At 54.4% G+C, this 20,243-nt stretch carries 17 protein-coding genes; 8 read left to right on the top strand and 9 right to left on the bottom strand.

The genetic code is table 11. The features are described from left to right. Positions 1–11: 11 nt before the first annotated feature. Both ACTHYN_RS09330 and ACTHYN_RS09325 read right to left on the bottom strand, forming a co-directional pair. Positions 12–896 (bottom strand): TonB-dependent receptor domain-containing protein, encoded by an 885-nt coding sequence (locus tag ACTHYN_RS09330; RefSeq protein ID WP_441812179.1) that lies wholly within the window; start codon positions 894–896, stop codon positions 12–14. Beyond that, the gene (locus tag ACTHYN_RS09325; protein ID WP_441812178.1) at positions 893–1,369 is read right to left on the bottom strand and encodes a TonB-dependent receptor plug domain-containing protein; all 477 of its coding nucleotides are present in this window, start codon (positions 1,367–1,369) and stop codon (positions 893–895) included. Before ACTHYN_RS09325 ends, ACTHYN_RS09330 begins: the two co-directional genes overlap by 4 nt. 260 nt (positions 1,370–1,629) lie before the next feature. Between ACTHYN_RS09325 and ACTHYN_RS09320 the strand changes: the two genes are divergently transcribed. After that, positions 1,630–3,762: a methyl-accepting chemotaxis protein gene (locus ACTHYN_RS09320; protein ID WP_441812177.1), complete on the top strand. Its 2,133-nt coding sequence runs from the start codon at positions 1,630–1,632 to the stop codon at positions 3,760–3,762. A 62-nt stretch (positions 3,763–3,824) separates the two neighbouring features. Here the strand turns inward: ACTHYN_RS09320 and ACTHYN_RS09315 are convergent, their stop codons facing one another. The 4 genes from ACTHYN_RS09315 to dbpA all read right to left on the bottom strand — a co-directional run bounded on the left by ACTHYN_RS09315 (position 3,825) and on the right by dbpA (position 8,844). Further along, on the bottom strand, positions 3,825–5,147 hold the full coding sequence (locus ACTHYN_RS09315; protein WP_441812176.1) for a sodium ion-translocating decarboxylase subunit beta: 1,323 nt from the start codon (positions 5,145–5,147) through the stop codon (positions 3,825–3,827). A gap of 13 nt (positions 5,148–5,160) precedes the next feature. Then, on the bottom strand, positions 5,161–6,951 hold the full coding sequence (oadA, locus tag ACTHYN_RS09310) for a sodium-extruding oxaloacetate decarboxylase subunit alpha (RefSeq protein ID WP_441812175.1): 1,791 nt from the start codon (positions 6,949–6,951) through the stop codon (positions 5,161–5,163). A 46-nt stretch (positions 6,952–6,997) separates the two neighbouring features. Continuing rightward, on the bottom strand, positions 6,998–7,249 hold the full coding sequence (locus ACTHYN_RS09305; protein ID WP_441812174.1) for an OadG family protein: 252 nt from the start codon (positions 7,247–7,249) through the stop codon (positions 6,998–7,000). Positions 7,250–7,470: 221 nt separating this feature from the next. Beyond that, entirely contained in the window at positions 7,471–8,844 is a 1,374-nt protein-coding gene (gene dbpA, locus ACTHYN_RS09300) for an ATP-dependent RNA helicase DbpA (protein WP_441812173.1), read from the bottom strand. Positions 8,845–8,951: 107 nt separating this feature from the next. Here dbpA and ACTHYN_RS09295 point away from each other — a divergent pair, with 107 nt between their 5' ends. The 7 genes from ACTHYN_RS09295 (at position 8,952) to ACTHYN_RS09265 (ending at position 15,157) form a co-directional block, all read left to right on the top strand. Continuing rightward, positions 8,952–9,488, top strand: coding sequence for a DUF2058 domain-containing protein (locus ACTHYN_RS09295; protein ID WP_441812172.1), 537 nt, complete (start codon positions 8,952–8,954; stop codon positions 9,486–9,488). A gap of 175 nt (positions 9,489–9,663) precedes the next feature. Beyond that, positions 9,664–10,476: a prolipoprotein diacylglyceryl transferase family protein gene (locus ACTHYN_RS09290; RefSeq protein ID WP_441812171.1), complete on the top strand. Its 813-nt coding sequence runs from the start codon at positions 9,664–9,666 to the stop codon at positions 10,474–10,476. 21 nt (positions 10,477–10,497) lie between these two features. Next, positions 10,498–11,286: a thiol:disulfide interchange protein DsbG gene (dsbG, locus tag ACTHYN_RS09285; protein ID WP_441812170.1), complete on the top strand. Its 789-nt coding sequence runs from the start codon at positions 10,498–10,500 to the stop codon at positions 11,284–11,286. A gap of 351 nt (positions 11,287–11,637) precedes the next feature. After that, positions 11,638–12,645, top strand: coding sequence for a TRAP transporter substrate-binding protein (locus ACTHYN_RS09280; protein ID WP_441812169.1), 1,008 nt, complete (start codon positions 11,638–11,640; stop codon positions 12,643–12,645). A 43-nt stretch (positions 12,646–12,688) separates the two neighbouring features. After that, positions 12,689–13,228 (top strand): TRAP transporter small permease, encoded by a 540-nt coding sequence (locus ACTHYN_RS09275; protein WP_441812168.1) that lies wholly within the window; start codon positions 12,689–12,691, stop codon positions 13,226–13,228. Between the two features lie 4 nt (positions 13,229–13,232). Then, positions 13,233–14,537: a TRAP transporter large permease gene (locus ACTHYN_RS09270; RefSeq protein ID WP_441812167.1), complete on the top strand. Its 1,305-nt coding sequence runs from the start codon at positions 13,233–13,235 to the stop codon at positions 14,535–14,537. Between the two features lie 59 nt (positions 14,538–14,596). Continuing rightward, entirely contained in the window at positions 14,597–15,157 is a 561-nt protein-coding gene (locus ACTHYN_RS09265; protein ID WP_441812166.1) for a winged helix DNA-binding protein, read from the top strand. Between the two features lie 20 nt (positions 15,158–15,177). On the opposite strand, the gene ACTHYN_RS09260 is transcribed toward ACTHYN_RS09265, so the two are convergent. Genes ACTHYN_RS09260 through dsrO form a run of 3 tightly spaced genes read right to left on the bottom strand, consistent with a single transcriptional unit; the run spans position 15,178 to position 20,169 of the window. Then, positions 15,178–18,279 carry a molybdopterin dinucleotide binding domain-containing protein gene (locus ACTHYN_RS09260; RefSeq protein ID WP_441812165.1) on the bottom strand — a complete coding sequence of 1,034 codons (3,102 nt, stop codon included), beginning with the start codon at positions 18,277–18,279 and terminating at the stop codon, positions 15,178–15,180. Positions 18,280–18,302: 23 nt separating this feature from the next. Continuing rightward, positions 18,303–19,409 (bottom strand): NrfD/PsrC family molybdoenzyme membrane anchor subunit, encoded by a 1,107-nt coding sequence (gene nrfD, locus ACTHYN_RS09255; protein WP_441812164.1) that lies wholly within the window; start codon positions 19,407–19,409, stop codon positions 18,303–18,305. Next, a complete protein-coding gene (gene dsrO, locus ACTHYN_RS09250; protein WP_441812163.1) occupies positions 19,393–20,169 on the bottom strand; it encodes a sulfate reduction electron transfer complex DsrMKJOP subunit DsrO in 777 nt (258 codons plus the stop codon). The genes nrfD and dsrO overlap by 17 nt, the downstream gene beginning before the upstream one ends. Positions 20,170–20,243 lie beyond the last annotated feature (74 nt).

Genomic DNA, 20,243 nt, shown 5'->3' with positions numbered 1-20,243 from the left:
TCATAGCACTTTTAGCCGCTTCTTTTTATCCCTTCATGAGAAATCCGGGCTAGGCCTGCGTAAGGGGTAAAGGTACTGTCATTACGATCCTGTACGTTTCCAGCAACACGATCTGTTTCCTCAATCTCATAACGGCTCCCCCGGCTCCCAGCGATCAAAGCCAGAGATTCCACAGGCCGCACCGTCAGTTTGGCGTATAGCCCGGTTTCCTTGAGAGTGCTTTTTGTATCACTGTATTTATACCCGGGCGTTCCCACCCTCGCCGTTTCCAGAATATCCACAAAAGACAGGTCGTTCAGCCCTTCAAGGGTAACCGTACCACTGGTCAGCCCCCGCGCACGTCCCGCCTGAGTGTCTGTGTCGTAACGCTTGAAATCAGTCCCTACAACGAATTCATTAACGTTATCGAAGAGCTCGAATGGCTTGCTGTAACTGGCATCAACCGACAGCGCCTGCTGCTTAACCTTACTGCCGGTTCCAGCCACCTTGAGCTCCTGATTGTTATCCAGAGCACTGCCGCCAAAAGCGTAGTTATAGTTTGCATCACGATCAGAATATCGCGCCAACAGCTGACCAACCCCGCCGCCAGAAAAACTGTGTGTCAATTCCGCAATCCAATCATTGGAGTCACTTTCAAAATTATTCCAGCGCGCGCCATAGAAATCCGAGCGCGAGCCGTAAGTAAGCTTGTCATCACTGTCGACCGGTTGGCCGTTATTAACCACAATGTCTTTGTTGTTATGCACAAAGCCGATTCCCAGGGTGGTTGAGTCGCCAAGATCGATATCCAGGGCCGCATAAACATCATCTTGTTTGTTGTCGTTATGATCTACAAAGCGGGCGTGCTCGGTATGATCTGCCACCACCCGGCCACGGACACTGCCATCCGCATTCATTGGGCCGGCGATGTCGAACTGACCGCCACACTGGTATTCGGTGCCGGTAAACCGTCGATGTTGTATTCATCATATTCATAACCACGGGCATAGATGGACGAACGTCCGTTGTCGTTCGATAGCACACGCATTCCGGGTGTACGGCGTCCAAGCTCATCCAGCGTAACCAACCGTTGGTCGTCGATGGCCTCACGGGTCACCACACTGACTGACTGGGGTATATCCCGCAGTGTGGCGGGTGTTTTGGTGCCTACAGTTGCCGAATCTATGCCGTAGCCGCCGGTAGCTTCCGATGAAGGCATCTCATAAAAGCGGTTACCTTCAACGGTAATCGCGTCAAGCCGGGTGATCGGCTCAGCTGGCTGCGCCAGGGCGTTCTGGCCCAACCCCATGGCAATCAGTGCGCCCCCAGCCGTGACCATGAAAAACCGTTTGCCATGCTGCAGTACCCTCTCGTTGCGCTTTGTCGCCATATTTCATTCCTTTACTCGTTATGCCTGTTGCCAGTAGTTCACGTTCTGTTACAGGAAACCAACGTTTATCGCTTCAAACAGTTCACCTATCGGCCGATAACCTCTTTCATAACAGAGCCTATTATATATTCCAGGGTTCACCATAAGCACACTTATAAAAAGACCTGAGTAGACCACGTGCACACCCCGGGGCGTAGCTGTGGGAAAGACAACCCACACTACGCCGATTGATTATCGAACCCGAGAAGGTTTATTAAGATATGAAAAAGCTACCGCTTAAGGTCAAGCTTTACGCCCTGGTTATCAGCTTGCTGCTGATAATGGGCGTCAGCATGATGGTGACAGCGCAGTTGTCGCTAAACCAGATGGAAAGCAGTCTGACAGAAGACACCAGTACGCTGGTGCAGGACATTGTCATGGACCGTCTGTCTGCGACGGCAGGCGAGTACGGCGAACAGGTGAGCGGTAAGTTCAACGCAGCGTTCAAAGTTCCGGGAGTCGTGCGCGACATTATTCAAGAGAATATTGCGGCCGACAACTCTGCGCGGATCAGTCGCAGCGCCTTATCCGACGCGGTGCGTGCAGTATTAGTGACAGAGCAAGACCTCAGTACTATTTACGCCCAATTTGAACCCGATGCGTACGATGGTCAGGACCGCTACTTCACCGGGAACGTGGAAGATCACAGCACCAGCACAGGCACGCTGGAGATCTACTATTTTCGTGATCGTAATGGTGATATTCAGTTTGAACGGGTTGATGATCCCGAGGAAAAATACGATGAAACCCGGAACGAGTTCGGCGCCCGCGAAGCGGAGTGGTATTTCTGCCCGATGGAAACCAAAGGTTCCTGCATTATGGAACCGTATAACTATGAGATTGAAGACGGCTACAGCAAGCTGGTGACCACGCTGGTGGTGCCCATTATGGCCGGTCGTGACTTTGCCGGCGTTGTCGGTGTAGACATCAACCTTGATACCTTGCAAGACACTGTCAAGTCTGTCAGCGGTCAGCTTTATAACGGGCAATCCCACGTCACTTTGCTGAGCGAGAAAAGCTTAATTGTAGCAAGCAGTCACTATGGTAATGCCTTGGCTCGGCCCTTGGCCGAGGTGATGCGCGGGCAGGCAGATAAGATGGCAGCACTGCATCGCGAGGGTGGCCGCTATGATGACGGTGAAACGCTTGCGGTATCATATCCGGTTCGTGTCGCGGACACTGGCCGGGAATGGTCGCTACTGATTGAGTTGCCACGTGCTACGGCGCTCGCACAGCTTGACGAGATAACCACACTGCTTTCAAAAGAGGTTTCAGCAACAGCGCAACGCCAGTTACTGGTGGGTGTTGCAGTATCCATTTTTTCATTGTTGATGCTGGTCGTGATGGTTCGTTCTGTGACTCGGCCGCTGGATGAAATCCGCGACCGTATGAACAGCCTCAGCAGCGCTGAAGGCGATCTGACCCGAGAGCTGGATATTGACACCCATGCTGAGCTGATTGAACTTGCCAATGGTTTCAACACCTTCCTGGCACGCCTGCGCGATATGATAAACGACCTGAAAGCGGTGAATGTTCGCGTACATCAGCAAGCAACGGATGTCGGCACCATAGCCCGGGATACCGAGGAAAACACAACACGACAGCACCGCGAAGTAGACAGCGTGGTCACGGCGATGAATGAAATGTCAGCGGCCGCTGGTGAAGTGGCCGGTTTTGCCAGTGAATCTGCCGAGAATGCTCGCCAGGCACAGGATGGTATTCGCTTTACTCAGGAGACCCTGGGTTCTGCGGTTGGGGGTGTAAGCGCCTTGGCCGATGATATGGGCGAGGCCAGCAAGGCGATTGGTCATGTCGCCAGCCGAAGTGATGAAATCAACCGTATTCTGGATGTCATTCGAGGCGTTGCCGAGCAAACCAACCTGCTGGCACTGAATGCTGCTATTGAAGCCGCCCGGGCCGGAGAGCAGGGTCGAGGGTTTGCTGTGGTGGCCGATGAGGTGCGCACACTGGCATCGCGTACACAGCAGTCTACCGACGAAATCAGCCAGATGATTGATGGCTTGCAACAAGAGGTGCATCAAACGGTAGCCGTGATCAATACAGGTGTTGAGCGGGCCACTATGGCTGTTGATGGTACTCGTGAGGCCGACCACTCGCTGGCAACCGTGGTAACACGTATCGCTACCATTGTTGAGCACGTCACTCAGGTGGCCACAGCAGCAGAAGAACAAAGCTCGGTCAGTGAAGAGATCAACCGTAACCTGACCGCCATTGGCGATGCCGCCAGTGATCTGAACAAGCTTGCTCAGCGAGTGCGCGGTAGCGGTGAGTCACTCGATAAAGAGGTTGAAATACTGGATAACGAGCTAAGCCGTTTAAAAACCCTGGATTAAATAAACAAAAAAACCCCGCCAGGCAAACGCAAGGCGGGGTTTTCAGTACCACGAAGAAACGATCAGCCTAGCAGCTTTATCATTACACCCGCAGCAACAGCCGAGCCAATAACGCCGGCAACGTTCGGCCCCATTGCGTGCATCAGCAGGAAGTTATGGGGATTCGCGTCAAGACCAACCTTGTTGGACACCCGCGCCGCCATCGGTACCGCCGATACGCCCGCTGAACCAATCAATGGGTTGATTTGCTCCTTGGTTAGCTTGTTCATCAGCTTGGCCATCAGAACACCGCACGAAGTGCCCACACAGAATGCCGCCATGCCCAGCAACAGAATACCCAGTGTCTGAAGATCCAGGAACTTGTCTGCGCCCAGCTTTGAACCAACAGAGAGACCCAGGAAAATGGTCACAATGTTAATCAGTGCGTTCTGGGAGGTGTCGCTCAAACGCTCAACCACACCGCATTCGCGCATCAGGTTACCGAAGCAGAACATGCCCAGCAGCGGCGCCGCATCCGGCAGGAACAGAGCAGTCGCAACCAGCACAACGATCGGAAAGACAATTTTTTCCGTCTTTTTCACCGGGCGAAGCTGAGACATCTTGATCGAACGCTCTTTCTCCGTGGTCAACGCCTTCATAATAGGCGGCTGGATCATTGGAACCAGAGCCATATACGAATAGGCAGCCACCGCGATGGCACCCAGCAGGTGCGGCGCAAGGATGCTTGATACGTAGATAGAGGTTGGGCCGTCGGCACCGCCGATGATGCCAATCGCCGCTGCTTCAAGAATGGTGAAGTCCATAACACCACTCCAATTGAGTAACGCCGCACCAAGCACGGTACCAAAAATACCGAACTGGGCAGCTGCACCCAGCAGCAATGTTTTGGGGTTAGCCAACAGCGGACCAAAGTCCGTCATGGCACCCACACCCATGAAGATGATTAGCGGAGCAGCACCACTGGCGATAGAAACCGTGTAGAAGTTGTAAAGCATGCCATTGGTGTAACCCATACTCTGAGCCATAACACCGGCCTGCTGAACCGTCGCATAATCTGCCATTTTGTAGGCTTCCCTGAATGCCTCTAAAACTTCAGGGGTGACCACCTGGCCTGCTTGATAACCCACATCCAGAATACCTGCAAGCGCCAGAAGCGCATCAGGGCTTGCAATGTGGATGGCATTTTCAGCGGCAGACAGGGCCAATCCGGCCTCCGGAATGTTCGCCAGAATGCCACCAAAACCAATCGGAACCAGCAGCAACGGCTCAAAGCCCTTGCGAATTGCAAGGAACAGCAGAAGAAGACCGATACAGATCATGAAGAACTGACCGGGCCCTAAATTGAACAGGCCACTGCCTGTCCATAACGTCATAATTTCATTCATGGAAAGCCGGCCCTTATGCGATTGTCAGCATTTCATATTCAACAGCGACGGCATCACCGACCTTGATGAAGACTTCACCGACAGTGCCGGCTTTATGTGCGCGAATCTCTGTTTCCATTTTCATGGCTTCCAGAATGATTAACACATCGCCCTCTTCAACAGCGTCACCTGGCGAAACCAGCACTTTGAAGATGTTGCCACCCAGCGGTGCGGTAACCGGTTCACCTTCACCAGCCGCCGGAGCGGGCGTTGAAGGCGCAGCGGAGGCGGATACAGAGGCACCACCCTCGCCTTGAATCTGGGTAATTTCGCCACCCTCAGACACGGCGACCACGTAGTTCTTGCCGTTAACATCCACGGTATAGGTCTCTGGACCACTTGCCTTTTTAGCTGGTGCCGAACCCTCAACCGATGGAACCGGCTCGAAGGCGTCGGGGTTGCCACGGTTTTCCAGATACTTCAGGCCGATCTGCGGGAACAAAGCGTAAGTCAGTACATCATCAACCGGATTATCCGCCAGCTTGATGCCTTTCTCGTCTGCCAGCTTCTTCAGTTCATCTGTCAGCTTGTCCATTTCCGGCTCAATGTTATCCGCCGGGCGACAAGTGATGGCCTGGCCACCGTCCAGAACACGATCCTGCAACTCTTTGTTGAAAGCCGCTGGCGCGGAACCGTACTCACCCTTCAGGATTGCAGAGGTTTCCTTGGAAATGGATTTGTAGCGCTCACCGGTCAGAACATTCAGTACCGCCTGGGTACCCACAATCTGCGACGTAGGCGTTACAAGTGGAATGAAACCCAGATCTTCCCGAACCTTGGGGATTTCCGCCAGAACATCATCAAATTTGTCTGCTGCGTTCTGTTCTTTAAGCTGGTTCTCCATATTGGTCAGCATGCCGCCGGGCACCTGAGCAATCAGGATACGGGAGTCCGTTCCCCGAAGGCTGCCTTCAAACCTGCCATACTTCTTGCGGACTTCGCGGAAGTAGCTGGCAATTTCTTCCAGTAGTACCAAATCCAGACCCGTATCGCGCTCTGTGCCCTGAAGGGACGCGACAACCGCCTCTGTGGGCGAGTGGCCGTAAGTCATGCTCATTGAGGAGATAGCGGTATCCACGTTATCGATACCCGCTTCCGCCGCTTTAATAGCGGTTGCGGTGGACAGGCCAGTGGTCGCGTGGCACTGCATATGAATCGGAATATCCAATTCTTTTTTCAGTCGACTAACCAGATCAAAAGCCACATACGGCTTAAGAATGCCCGCCATATCCTTGATTGCAATAGAGTCGGCACCCATATCGGCCACTTCTTTCGCCAGCTCTACCCACATATCAACGGTGTGTACCGGACTGGTGGTATAAGAGATAGTACCCTGTGCGTGCTTGCCGGTCTTGCGGACAGCCTTAATAGCCGTTTGCAGGTTACGTGGGTCGTTCATCGCGTCAAAGATACGAAACACATCGACACCGTTCTCGGCGGCACGATCAACAAACCGCTCGACCACGTCATCCGCATAATGCCGATAGCCCAAAAGGTTCTGGCCACGCAGCAACATTTGCTGGGGCGTATTGGGCATGACTTTTTTCAGTTCACGGATGCGCTCCCACGGATCTTCGCCCAGGTAGCGAATACAGGAGTCGAAGGTAGCTCCACCCCAGGACTCCAAAGACCAGAAACCAACTTTGTCGAGTTTCTCGGCAATGGGCAGCATGTCGTCAAGCCGCATGCGGGTGGCAAGCAGGGACTGGTGGGCGTCGCGCAGTATTACGTCCGTAATCCCCAGCGGTTTCTTTGTGTCTGTCATCGTGTCAGCCTTCTGTTTAAAGGTTCTATCTAATCGGTTACCGGATTCACTTCTTGTGGCGTGACCGGAATTGTGCAATCGCCTTCTTGATAGCCTCGGCTGTATCAGGATCTACTGATACCGGTGCCTTGGGCTTGGCACGAGGCTGTTTAACCGGGGTCACCGGTTCTGGCGGAGCAAACCTGGTAAGCAGTTTGGACATAAGCAGAGTCGCGAACACCAGGAAAACCAGGAACGCGAACACGAACCCCATACCCGCAACCATCAGATCGACGGCTTGAGACATCAGCTCATCCATATTGAATAGCTACCTGTTATTGGTTTATGGATTTACCCGGAAACCCGAAACACCTAAAACTTAGATCGAGCCGGAGCAGGCCGGGAGTCAAAATCCTGCGTAATTTACCGGTTTCGCAAGCCGTGAGCAACCAAAACGCAGATGACAATACGGACTTTCCGAGCGTCTGCTGGCGCAGCAGGCTTACCTTAAAAGCCTGCCTTCCCCTCTCTCTGAACGCTTCAGACCAACCTAACCCTTAGCTTGCGACCTTTGATACGACCGCTTTCCAGACGCTTGAGGGCACGACCTGCCTGCCCTGTTTCGACAGCCACGAAACACTGAAAATCAAACAAATCAATTTTGCCAACAGACTTGCCATTCAGCCCCGCTTCTCCGGTAAGTGCACCAAGCACATCTCCCGGTCGAAGCTTGTCTTTGCGACCCGCACCAATGCACAGGGTTTTCATGGCTGGCGCGATTGGCTGCGCAGGAACCGAAAGTAAAATTTCCGTATCGCCCCAGGTAACCGGTCTGCCACGGTCACTCTCAAGGCGGTTGATCTTGTGGCCCTGGGCCGGGCTGCACAGAGTGACCGCAAGCCCTGCCTCGCCGGCACGCCCCGTGCGCCCTACGCGATGGGTATGCACTTCCGGGTCCCGGGCGGGTTCTGCGTTTACAACCAAAGGCAACGCTTTGATATCCAGCCCACGGGCTGCAACGTCAGTGGCTACCAGAACCTGGCAACTCTGGTTTGAAAACTGCACCAGTACACTGTCGCGTTCTCGCTGCTCAAGATCACCATGCAAAGCCAGGGCGGAGAAACCCTGGCTACCCAACTCTGCCGCCAACTCATCACACTGCTGCTTCATAGAGCAAAACACCAGGCAAGAGGCCGGCTGATGTTCAGACAACAAGCTTATGATTGCCCGGGTGCGCTCCTGGGGAGATATTTCGTAGAACAGCTCACGGATATCCTTATTCACACTTTGGGTCTGCGCACGCACGTCAACTGGGTCGCGCTGAAAACCCGCACTGAGTTTGCGGATAGAGTCTGGCCAGGTAGCAGAAAACATCAACGTCTGGCGCTGTTTCGGGGTGAACCCGAGAATCTCTTCCATGGTGTCCTGAAAGCCCATATCGAGCATTCGATCTGCTTCATCCAAAACCAGGGTGGTCACACGCTTCAAATCAAGGGTCTCTTTACGCAAATGATCAGCAATTCGCCCCGGAGTACCCACAACAATGTGTGCACCGTGAGCCAATGAGCCAATCTGAGGCCCGATGGACACACCGCCACAGAGGGTAAGCACTTTAATATTGTCTTGCGACCGTGCCATTTCCCGCAATGCCTTTGCCACCTGATCTGCCAGCTCGCGGGTCGGGCACAGTACTAACCCCTGCACCGCGAACAGCTTTGGCTTAAGGCTTTCGATCAACCCGATGCCAAAGGCGGCCGTTTTACCACTACCGGTTTGCGCCATGGCGATCACATCGCGTCCGGCCAGACAATGAGGCAGTGCCTGAGCCTGAATATCCGTTGGCTTGGAAAATCCCAGTTGGGCAAGGTTGGCCTGCATGGCTGCAGACAGCTCAAACTCTTTAAAGGAAGGCATACAAGAAAATCCCGGAATCAGCGATTGCTGGTTAAGAAGGTAAACACGAGGGCGTATACTATAGCGCTAGAATACCAGACTTGATAATCAATTGATGGAGTTATCCCATGGCGTCCCTGCAGGATCAGCTTTTAAAAGCAGGCCTGGCCGACCAGAAAAAGGCCAAGGCGATTCGCAATGAAAAACACAAGCAACGCAAACAACAACCCAAAGGTGCCGTGCAGGTTAATGAAACGGAAGCTCGTGCCCGCCAGGCCCGGGAAGAAAAAGCCGAGCACGATCGCCAGTTAAACCTCAAACGCCAACAAGAGGCCGAGAAAAAAGCCATCCAGGCTCAGATCCGCCAACTGGTAAACACCAATCGACTGGATCGTAGCCGGGGTGAAATCTCTTATCAGTTCGTGCACGACAAAAAGATCAAGAAGCTGTACGTGGACGACATCATGGCTGATCAGCTTTCCCGTGGCCGGCTCGCCATTGTGTTTGTTAATGATCAGTACGAGATTGTAGCTGAAGGCGTAGCCCGCAAGATTATAGAACGCGACGAACAGGCTGTGGTTGCCCTGCACGATCGCAAAGAAGACGACCTGGGTGATGACGATCCTTACGCGGGTTATGAAATTCCCGATGACCTGATGTGGTAGCCACCAAAGCCGGGTTCTGGACAGACAGTACCCGGCGATTGCGTTCCTGATCTAATACGCAAACTAAGGAACTCATGCCTGAACAAGCGGTCGTATGCCCTTCAATCGACTTTGTTACCAACCCTGACCATCAGAAGTAGAGCGCCCTGAACGCTACTTCTCACAAGGAGAAAAGATGTTATCCGTTAATCTTGGCCCGCTGAGCTTGCCGCTTGCTCAGCTTCTGCTGATCGGTGCGTTTATTATCGCCCTGATCGTTGGCGCGATTACCGGTCGCAAAGAGGGTGTTCCCATAGCCGGGGCCCTGTCTGATATCTTTTTGGCTTCCATGGTAGCGGCCCGCATCGGTTTTGTTATCCAATACTTTGAACACTATCAGGAAAATCTGTGGGGCATTATCGATATCCGCGACGGAGGCTTTCACGTTATCGCTGGCCTACTGGGTGCCCTGGCACTAACTGCCTGGAAACTTTGGCGCCACGCCAAAATCCGCCGACCACTGTCGATTGCCGTAGCTTCAGGCCTGTTAACCTGGGGCGCTATTTCATTGCTGATAGGCTTGATGGAAAGCAGTTCCAGAGGCATACCCGAGGCGACATTCACCCTGTTGGATGGCACCCCTGTTGAGCTGACACAAGTAACAGACAATAAACCCATGGTTGTCAATTTGTGGGCCAGCTGGTGCCCTCCCTGTATCCGGGAAATGCCGGTATTGGAAAAAGCCCAGCAGGACAACCCTGATGTGACCTTTGTTTTTGTAAACCAGGGTGAGCAGCCCGAAACGATCAATCAGTTCATGAGCCAACATAAGCTTTCGTTGCAAAATGTCCTGACAGATATCAGTGCCAGCCTTGGCCGAACCACAGGCAGCCAGGCCCTGCCAACAACGCTGTTTTACGACGCCAACGGCCAACAGGTAAACGCCCACCTGGGCGAGTTGTCGCGAGCAAGCCTGGCCCATAATCTCAGTAGCTTTGACACTGAATAAACTCTGATTCGGAGACTCACGATGCCGCCATTAAAATCTACGCTCAAACCCTCGCTGCTTGCTGCCGCTCTGGGTGCATGCGTTTTAAGCCTTCCCACACTGGCGCAAGAACCGCACGCTGATGCAGTTCAACAACTGGTCGACCGAGGCGTTACCATTACCGAAAGCTTTGACGCGCCCGGAGGCATGACCGGCTACGTTGGAGAGATGCAGGGACGTCCCATCGCCTTTTATCTCACGCCAGACAAAGAGCAAGTGGTCGTAGGGACAATGCTCAATGCCGACGGCGAAAACCTCACCGAACCAAAAATTCAGGAGTTGGTACAAGGGCCGAAAAATGAGAAAGCCTGGGGCCAGTTGGAAGACGCTGACTGGGTTCGCGATGGCGATGCCAACGCGCCCGTGATTATTTATACCTTTACCGACCCTAATTGCCCCTATTGCCACCGTTTCCGCCAGGACGCCGCGCCCTGGATTGATGCCGGAAAAGTACAGCTGCGTCATGTTATGGTGGGCATTTTAAGGCAGGATAGCCTACCAAAGGCTGCCACCATTCTGGGCTCTGACAACCCCCGGGACGCCCTGAATGAAAACCAGCAAAACCACGATAATGGCGGCATTTCTGTAGACCGTGCCATCGTCAGCGCCAATGCAAAACGGGTAAGAAAAAACAACCAGTTGATGTCCAGCCTCGGGCTGAGCGCCACACCAAGCACTTATTACCGGGATGAAAGTGGCAACATTCAGATGAAGCAGGGTGCTGCGCGGCCTGGAGAAATGAAAGCGATTATGGGTAGCCCCCGCCCCTGAGCCCGCCCTCTTCCGCCTGGCTAACACTCTACGACAGAACCGGCACCGCCCTGGTTCTGTCGACCCCTTCCTTCTTTTTTCGCCGCCTTTCCTGAGCCATCTACCTGCCAGCAACCGGCCACAAAACTGATAACTCGAAAGCACTTTGTTGATAAATCGTCGACATAAACCTGCCAACTTCCCTATTTTTTAATGGTGTCATGTTTGACAGTGCAGAGTCGTCCAGCTAGCTTTGATCACATAAAGCACAAACCGGATTCCCGTCACCCACGCGAGCCCTGTGCTTTAAAAAATACAAAAACAAACACAGTTGACACCTACCGGGACGTGTCAGCTCCAGGAGAAAACACCATGCAAAGCAGCATCACCCCCTCCCCTGCGTCTTATCTGAAACGAGTAGGCAGCGTATTTACCGCCGCGGCGCTCACCTTGATGGTTGGTAACGCCCAGGCCACTGACTGGGATATGCCAACACCCTACGGCGACTCCAACTTCCACACAGTCAACATTCAGCAGTTCGCTGACGATGTGCGAGAGGCAACTGACGGTGAGTTGGACATTACCGTTCATAGCAGCGGCTCGCTGATCAAGCATTCGGAAATAAAAAACTCGGTGCGCCGCGGGCTGGTGCCGATTGGTGAACTTATTATGTCCCGCCTTGCCAACGAAGACCCACTGTTTGAGGTCGACTCGGTGCCTTATCTGGCCAGTGACTACGACCAAGCGTGGAAACTCTGGCAAGCATCAAAAGAGGCGCTAGCCAAACGCCTGGAGAAGCAACGCCTGAAGCTGCTTTTCTCGGTGCCCTGGCCTCCACAGGGTATTTACACCCGGTTTGAAGTGAAAACCGGTGAGGAGCTGGAAGGCGTAAAAATGCGCGCCTACAACAAATCCAGCGAACGGCTCGCGGAACTGCTCGGGGCCATACCCACGCAGGTTGAAGTACCCGACATACCAACAGCCTTCGGCACCGGCCGTGTTGATGCCATGATTACCTCGCCGTCTACCGGGGCCAACACCCGCGCCTGGGATTACCTGACCCACTTTAATCATGCCCAGTTGTGGCTGCCCAAAAATATGGTCGTCGTTAACGCAAAGGCTTTTGACCGCCTACCTGAAGACGCCCAAAAAGCACTGGAAGACGCCGCTGAAGTGGCAGAAAAGCGCGGCTGGGAAGCCAGCAAAGCGGAAACAGATGCGAAAATAAAGATTATGCGGGATAACGGCATTGAGGTCTCCGAGCCTTCTCCGGAACTGGTCGAACACCTGCAAAAAGTTGGTGAAACCATGACGGACGAGTGGCTCGAGCGTGCCGGTGAAGATGGCCAGGCCCTGATTGATGCCTACCACAACGAATAACGACAACGCTCTATTACCCAGTCGATAATAAGAGAACAGACCAATGCGCCGAGCGCTTGATACATTTTACCGGCTGGGCGGCGCACTGTCTGCGCTGTGTCTAACCCTTATCATGTTGCTGATTGTGGCCCAGGTTCTGGGCCGCATACTCGATGAGCTGCTGGGGTGGGCAGGCCTCGACGCACTCGGCCTCAATGTACCCGGCCTTGCCGAACTGGCTTCATTCCTTCTGCTTGGCGCAACATTTTTTGGCCTTGCCTATACGTTCTGGCAGGGCGGTCACATCCGCGTCACCCTGGTACTTCAGCAATTGCCAAAACATGTGCAACGGATCATGGATATGGCGGTTACGCTGGTTGCCGCTGCGGTTACCGGCTTTGCCACATGGCACAGCGCCTGGTTGACCTGGGACAGCTACGATTACGGCGATCTGTCCATCGGCATGGTACCCGTACCATTGTGGATTCCACAGCTTGTCATGACCCTGGGCCTTGCCTGGCTACTGATTGCTTTGCTGGACGCTCTGGCCTCACTTGCAACCGGACGTATTGCCAAGCTGACAAGCGAAGCGCCTCAGGAGTAACCATATGGAAATGATCTGGATAAGTGTTCTGCTTCTCTGCCTGCTTCTTGCGTTTCTTGGCGCGGGCTTGTGGGTTGCCTTCTCATTAACCGCCATCGGTTGTGTTTCGCTGTATTTTTTCAGCGGCATACCAGTTGGAAGCAGCCTGTCGACGGCTTTTTACAGTGCCAGTGTGTCCTGGGACCTGGCGGCGCTTCCCATGTTTATCTGGATGGGCGAAGTGCTGTTCCGCTCACGCTTGTCAGAAGAAATGTTCCGCGGCATTTCCCCCTGGGTCGGCAAGGTGCCCGGGCGGCTCCTGCACACCAACATTTTAGGCTGTGGCATTTTCGCAGCTATCTCCGGATCGTCTGCCGCCACCGCAGCAACCATTGGTAAAATGTCGATCCCGGAGTTAAGCCAGCGCGGTTACAACAAAAACCAGATCCTTGGCACACTGGCCGGATCAGCCACGCTGGGGCTGTTGATTCCGCCTTCTATTATTCTGATCGTATACGGCGTAGCTACCGAACAATCCATCGCGCGGTTGTTTGTGGCTGGTATTCTTCCCGGCCTGCTACTGATGTGCCTGTTTGCCGGCTACGTAATGGTCTGGTCACTGTTGAACCCGTCAGAGGTACCCGCAGGCGAAGCCGAATCCTTCTCGTTCACCGCAAAAATACGACGCAGTCGCCCCCTTATTCCAGTGATGCTGTTGATTGTCGGCGTGATTGGCTCGATCTACGCTGGCCTGGCGTCGCCCACTGAATCCGCCGCTATCGGGGTCGCGCTGGCGCACCTGCTGTCGTGGAAAAGCGGTTCAATGAGCAGACATACCTTTGTTGCCGGGCTGATGGGCACGGTAAGAACCTCGTCGATGATTGCATTTATTCTGGTGGGAGCTCACTTTTTAACCAACGCCATGGGCTTTACGGGTCTCCCACGTGAGCTGGCCTCCTGGATCAACACTCTGGGCTTGTCGCCCTACATGCTGCTGGTGGCGCTTACGTTATTCTTCATACTTCTGGGCTGTTTTCTGGATGGCATATCGGTTGTAGTCTTAACCACATCGGTGATTCTCCCGATGGTACAGTCAGCCGGTATAGACCCGCTATGGTTTGGTATTTACCTCGTGATCGTCGTGGAAATGAGCCAGATTACTCCACCTGTAGGGTTCAACCTTTTCGTGATTCAGGGTTTAAGTGGCGAGAACATTCTGCGGATTGCCTGGGCCGCATTGCCTTACTTCCTGCTGATCCTCAGCGGTGTTGTACTGATCACGGTATTCCCGGAAATCGTCACCTACCTGCCTGGCAAAATGGGCCGCTAGTACCCTGCGGATGTGAGTGGCCAACGAAGCACCTGCTAATGAAGAGTATCTGAGTGATTATGAACAAAATCCATAACCCCAAAAGCGACACAGGCAAAGACAGCGCACCCCACAGCAAAGTAGGCCCCATTGTTTCGTCGGCACACCTGGCTTCTGGCAGCGCTATGGAACTGTCTGAACTGGAATTCGGGCTGATTGTCGCAGGCAATGCGTTCAATCGCTGGATGGTGCGCTGCATGAACGCGGCTGGCCTGCCTGAACTAAGCCCTCTGGATGTGCTCGTACTGCATAGTGTGAACCACCGACATCGCGCCAAAAAGACGGCTGATATCTGCCTGGTCTTGAATGTAGAAGACAGCCATACCGTGACCTACGCTCTCAAAAAACTGCTAAAGCATGGGGTGCTGGCGTCGGATAAACGCGGGAAAGAGACCTACTATTCCGCCACAGAAGAAGGCATAGCCGTTTGTCGGCGTTACCGGGAAATTCGCGAGGAATGTTTGGTTGATTCGCTGCGAAGCCTTGGGTTCTCAGGCGCCGACACCGGAGCGGTAGCCGGCTTTCTGAGAGGAATATCCGGGCTCTACGACCAGGCAGCGCGATCTGCTGCCTCACTGTAAATCGTGTCGCCCGGCGCGGTTCAGACAATATCCGCTACCACGCGTACTTTTACCGGCAATCCCTGCCGGATAGCAGCGCCACTGACGTTTTCCAGCCAGGTGGCCGTGCCATCTTTGCGGGTGGGGTCAGAAAAGCCCAAATCGTTGATATTGACGCCGGCAGCCAAATACGGATTGCCTGCACGTTCCTCGCCATCAATAACGTGGCTTGCTGCACCCAGCTCACGGTGGCCATAGCCGTGCTCAATACCAAGGGCACCCTCATGCACGTTGTCGCCCACCAAAGCCAGAGCCAACACCTTGCCCCCCGGGCTTTCAATGCTGATGGTATCGCCGTGCTGTACCCCGAACTTTTTGGCATCCTTGTGATGCAGAAGTACCGGGTTGTATGGTTTGATCATGCGCAGCCGCTCAAGGCCGATGGCGTAGGAGTTCATCAGATTGGACTTGAACGAGAATGCCAACAATGGCCACTCGTTCTCCGTGTAGTGCTCTCTTAGCAGTGAGCCATCCCAGAACCGTGGTGCATGATGGGTAGGCGTACCTATATGGCGTTTGCCGCTATAGCTATCAATGGTGGTGCCGACCTGTTCGTTGTAAACACACAATGGGCGCTTCCAGGCATGGCCTAACTGCTCATCGTCATACGCCTGCTCCATGGTCTCAAAGCGGCCACCACGGGAGTACAGATGCGCAACCGGGCCTGCTTCTTCTGCACTCACTGTACTCTTGATCCGATCCATCAGAGGCTCGATACCACTGGCTGAGATGTCTTCTTCAGCGGCATCCACCAGCGGTTTACCGGCCATGGCGATATTTGCCGCTGCCCGCAGGTAGAAATCTTCCGCGCGGTTCAGGCCATGCATCTTGCCATCTGCTCCTTTGATGACGTTATCACCAAAGCCTGGCAGATCAAGGCGCTTGCCCAGTTCGATAAAGAAGCTGTCCATACTGACCGGCTCGCCGGCAGCCGTCTTTGCCTGACGCGGTTCCACAACTGGCCAGCAGGCGGTGGTCATTTTGGTAAGAGTGCCACTCCAGGCACCGGTGAAGCCCCAGACTTCATACATCACAGAATCGGGCACAATATAGTCTGCAAACCTGTTGGTTTCGTTAATAAAACCATCGACGGCCACGTACAGACCAATGTTCCCTGGATCCTTTAGCTTGTCCTCAAACAGCGCAGTCAAACCCGCCTGACCGTACATCGGGTTTGCCATGACCCCGATCATCGCCTTGATTTTGTACGGGTAGCCTTCAAGACCCGAGAGCAGATGCTCAGTCAGAACCGGTGGCGCGAGTTTGCGCCAAGGTGCTGACGCCGGGTAAGGCGACTCTCCAGCAGCAACATGACGTTTGTACTCGCTGGTTTTCTCATACGGGAACCGGGAGCGTGAAAGAAACACGCCCTTGGGCCCGATTTTTCCCGGGAAGTTCGCAAGGTCGTAACGGGGGCCTGCACCCACACCATTAAAGCTGCCACCGCCTTTAGCGACGCCGCCCTTTTGGTTAAAACTACCAGCCAACAGATTAATCATGTTAATGCCGTACGCCGCATAAAAGCCGGCACCTGACATCATTCCACCGTGAGTATCTGCTGCGGCCTTGCGGCCAAAGCTGGTGAAACGTTTGGCAAGATTGCGGATGACACCTGCCTCAATACCGCAGAATTCAGCATAGTCATCAATGCTGAACTGCATGGCTTCCTTGCGCAGCTTGAACAGCGAACTGCGCACAGTGATCTGGCCTTCCCCGGCCTCAACCTTGCGCTCAACAAAGAGCTGAGCACGCCTGGCTGCTTCGGAACTGACCAGCTGCCCGTCGCTGCTGGCCACAACAGGATAGTCATCGTCGGCTCCCGCTTCCGCCTGGCCGATATCACTCAAGCGCAGGAAATGACCGGCACGAGGATGGCTATCGTCTTCAATAACCAGGTGCGTAGCGTTGGAATGACCCGCTTCCCCGGCGCTGTTGGCTGCCATATTACCTGGCAACTCCAGAAAATCTTTGGCGTAAGCTTCGTTCACCAGCATCCAGCGGATCAACGCCATGGCCAGCGCTGTGTCTGTGCCCGGCAGAATGGATATCCAGCGGTTGCGATCACTGGCGGAATGCGAGGCTGCAGCGGTCAATGCCGGATCAACCAATACATACTCCAGATCACCGGTGGTGCGGGCCTGGGCCAACAAACGCCCCTGGCGTTTGAAAGGGTTTCCTGCCTGACTGGGCGCGGTGCCGATAAACAGTGCAAACTTCACGTTGGCGTAGTCTGGCTTTACGTGGGCAAATTTCGCCATATCGTTCATCAGCGCACCAGAGCCCATGCGGAAAGCCAAACCACAATAAGCGCCGTGATGTCCGTAGTTGCGTGTGCCAAAGGCATTAAAGGCAAAGCGCTTGAGCAACGCAGAGCGGCCGTAATCTGTTGCCTCCATCATCAGCAACTGATTGGCTTTGGGGCCATATTCCGGGTTTTCCGGGTCCAGTGGTGTTTTCACATCGCGAATGGAGCGCAGGCCTTCGACCTCGCCTTCCCCAAACAGATCACCACCGGCAACAATTTCATCCAGCATTTGCTCAAAGGGAACACTTACCCATTGATTGCTACCCCGGGGCCCGGTCCGCTTCAGACAACTCGTTACACGCTGGTCACTGGTGAGCTGGGCCATGGCCGCGTTACCACGGGCACAGGCGGTGGAGCGATTAAGCTGACCCTGGTCCTGAAAACTGCTCATCCGCTGAAAGGCTTCCAGCACCGGGGTGTTCTCATCCAAATGCTCATCAGAGGACAGCGGGTGATACGGGTTACCAGACACCCGCAGCACTGTGTCTTTATTCTTATCAATACGCACGCGCACGCCGCACTTGGTGGTGCAGCCATAACAAACCGTAAACGCGACACGCTGATCCGGATTAAGCACCACCTCACCAGTTTGCGGGTTTACCGTATATTCTGGTGCAAGGCTGTTACCGTGCAGCCTGTCGGCTGTGGCTTTGCCGGAGGTTCCGTTTACCAGACCTTTACCCATTTTTTCCAGCGGGCCATAGTAGCCAGCCGCGAAGGTTGCAGCCCCACCAGCGGCAGCTGCACCCTTGAGGAAGTTACGACGATTCTTGTCCATTACTTATTCTCCGGAGACGTGAATCAATGGGTGCTTACCTGGAGACTTTTCTTCCAGGGCACCAGAATGTCAATAATCAGCAGTGCGGCCAGCCAGAGCCCGAAGGTTCCGAAAATGCCCAGCAACCCGCTGGAGCCAGCCTCGACGGCGTATTGATAGTAGCCAGCGGTGTTTTTGGCGACGGTTTGCACCTCCATTAACACCATCCAGCGGAAGGTCCAGCCAATGTGTACCGCCAGCAAACCAGCGATCCAGGAACGGCCCAGCCAGTTGGGACGGCGCAACATGACAATGGCAGAGGCTGTGAGTGCTGCGCCCACCATCAGTCCGTAAACAGCCACAGCACGCCATTCCGGGTTTCTCTTGAGCGACGCAAACGCTGCCTCAACCGAGGGGCTGAAGCCGGTGAGGCCTTCAGACGCCCAAAGGGCAGCAACCAACGCTGCGAGAATCATGGCTACGAAGATAACTTTCAGGCTTTGTTCATTAACGTCTTCATCGTTGCCTGTCATCAAGCGATTAATCAGTATGACCAGGCCCGCTGCTGCGACCAGGCCGGTCAGCACAAACATGACAGGCAGCCAATGGGTATCCCAGAGCGGGCGGGCCTTAACAATCGCCACCTCTGCGCCGGTATAGAGCATGATGCCGAAAGAAAACAGCAGCGCTCCCAGCCCGGCAGCCACCAGCATCCAGCGGGGCGCATGCCATTGCCCCAGGCTGATCCAGCCAGACAATCTGGCAATCCACCCTTCACCCTGCGCCTGCTCCTGCATGGCCGGGCGCCAGGCTAACCAGGCGTAGGCCACCACCAGCATGAGATACACAGGAAGCATCAGGCTGCCTATGGACATCCACGACCAGGGCGTGAGATTGGCGTAGAAGTGCCAGAACCGCAGTGGCTGGTGTAAGTCCGCCAGCAAGGCCACCGGTCCTACCAGGGTGCAGCTCACGGTGACCAGCAGCGCGACTTTCGCCAGGGGCTCATAGTTCTTTTTACCAAACAGCAGCCCCGGCACGGTTAAGAGCAATGCGGAGTAGGAGACGGCAATCAGGAAAAAATACTGTACCGCCCATGGATACCAGGCAATTCCGTAGCGAGGTGCAAGAACCTCAATGACCGAATTCATAGCCAATCTCCTCACCTTGTTGATCACGTACGTCCCAGATGGCGGGTTTGGCATCCGGCCGGGATACGAACCGCTCATCCATGCCCAGGTAAAACACGTGGGGGGATGTTCCCATTTCCGGTTTGAGCACCATCAATTCGTTGTAGTGCTCTTTCATCATGCGGCTGATCTGGCTGTCCGGATCGCGGATGTCGCCAATAATCCGGGCACCTCCCACGCAGGACTCCACACACGCCGGCAGCAAGCCAACATCCAGACGATGCGCGCAGAATGTGCACTTGTCGGCTGTTTGAGTGTGTTCGTTAATAAACCGCGCATCGTACGGGCAGGCCTGCACGCAGTAGGCGCAGCCAACACAGGCTTCGTTATCCACCACCACAATGCCATCCTGGCGCTGGAACGTAGCCTGTACCGGGCACACGGGCACGCAAGGCGGGTTTTCGCAGTGGTTGCACAAGCGCGGCAGCATGAACGTGGCAACATCGCCGGTCTCCTCATGCTCAACCTCGTACTGGGACACAATGGTGCGGAAACTGCCCAAAGGGGCTTCGTTCTCGATATGACAGGAGACTGTGCAAGCCTGACAGCCAATGCAGGCTCTCAAGTCGATCAGCATGGCATAGCGTTTTCCCGGGTCACCTTCCCTGCGTGGCGGTTGGTCGTTAATACCTGCAGATGCGATGCTGCTTAGCGGAACCAGAGCGGCCCCAGCTGTCAGTTTGGCAATCTGCCCTAGAAGAGCGCGGCGGATCTTATCCATGGTTAATACATCCAATTGCACTGGAGGTTAATTAATGAGGTAACTAACGAAAGTCTATCAGGGAGGTTTTCGCG

It is taken from the genome of Marinobacter sp. (assembly GCF_052091845.1).
Taxonomy (GTDB): domain Bacteria; phylum Pseudomonadota; class Gammaproteobacteria; order Pseudomonadales; family Oleiphilaceae; genus Marinobacter.
Note: the sequence above shows the minus strand (reverse complement) of the source record. Positions and strands in the feature narration are given on the sequence as shown.

Excerpts from the sequence above, each read along its gene's own strand:
- ACTHYN_RS09330 (WP_441812179.1), bottom strand. The coding sequence starts at position 896 with ATGAATGCGGATGGCAGTGTCCGTGGCCGGGTGGTGGCAGATCATACC.
- ACTHYN_RS09325 (WP_441812178.1), bottom strand. The coding sequence starts at position 1,369 with ATGGCGACAAAGCGCAACGAGAGGGTACTGCAGCATGGCAAACGGTTT.
- ACTHYN_RS09320 (WP_441812177.1), top strand. The coding sequence starts at position 1,630 with ATGAAAAAGCTACCGCTTAAGGTCAAGCTTTACGCCCTGGTTATCAGC.
- ACTHYN_RS09315 (WP_441812176.1), bottom strand. The coding sequence starts at position 5,147 with ATGAATGAAATTATGACGTTATGGACAGGCAGTGGCCTGTTCAATTTA.
- oadA (WP_441812175.1), bottom strand. The coding sequence starts at position 6,951 with ATGACAGACACAAAGAAACCGCTGGGGATTACGGACGTAATACTGCGC.
- ACTHYN_RS09305 (WP_441812174.1), bottom strand. The coding sequence starts at position 7,249 with ATGGATGAGCTGATGTCTCAAGCCGTCGATCTGATGGTTGCGGGTATG.
- dbpA (WP_441812173.1), bottom strand. The coding sequence starts at position 8,844 with ATGCCTTCCTTTAAAGAGTTTGAGCTGTCTGCAGCCATGCAGGCCAAC.
- ACTHYN_RS09295 (WP_441812172.1), top strand. The coding sequence starts at position 8,952 with ATGGCGTCCCTGCAGGATCAGCTTTTAAAAGCAGGCCTGGCCGACCAG.
- ACTHYN_RS09290 (WP_441812171.1), top strand. The coding sequence starts at position 9,664 with ATGTTATCCGTTAATCTTGGCCCGCTGAGCTTGCCGCTTGCTCAGCTT.
- dsbG (WP_441812170.1), top strand. The coding sequence starts at position 10,498 with ATGCCGCCATTAAAATCTACGCTCAAACCCTCGCTGCTTGCTGCCGCT.
- ACTHYN_RS09280 (WP_441812169.1), top strand. The coding sequence starts at position 11,638 with ATGCAAAGCAGCATCACCCCCTCCCCTGCGTCTTATCTGAAACGAGTA.
- ACTHYN_RS09275 (WP_441812168.1), top strand. The coding sequence starts at position 12,689 with ATGCGCCGAGCGCTTGATACATTTTACCGGCTGGGCGGCGCACTGTCT.
- ACTHYN_RS09270 (WP_441812167.1), top strand. The coding sequence starts at position 13,233 with ATGGAAATGATCTGGATAAGTGTTCTGCTTCTCTGCCTGCTTCTTGCG.
- ACTHYN_RS09265 (WP_441812166.1), top strand. The coding sequence starts at position 14,597 with ATGAACAAAATCCATAACCCCAAAAGCGACACAGGCAAAGACAGCGCA.
- ACTHYN_RS09260 (WP_441812165.1), bottom strand. The coding sequence starts at position 18,279 with ATGGACAAGAATCGTCGTAACTTCCTCAAGGGTGCAGCTGCCGCTGGT.
- nrfD (WP_441812164.1), bottom strand. The coding sequence starts at position 19,409 with ATGAATTCGGTCATTGAGGTTCTTGCACCTCGCTACGGAATTGCCTGG.
- dsrO (WP_441812163.1), bottom strand. The coding sequence starts at position 20,169 with ATGGATAAGATCCGCCGCGCTCTTCTAGGGCAGATTGCCAAACTGACA.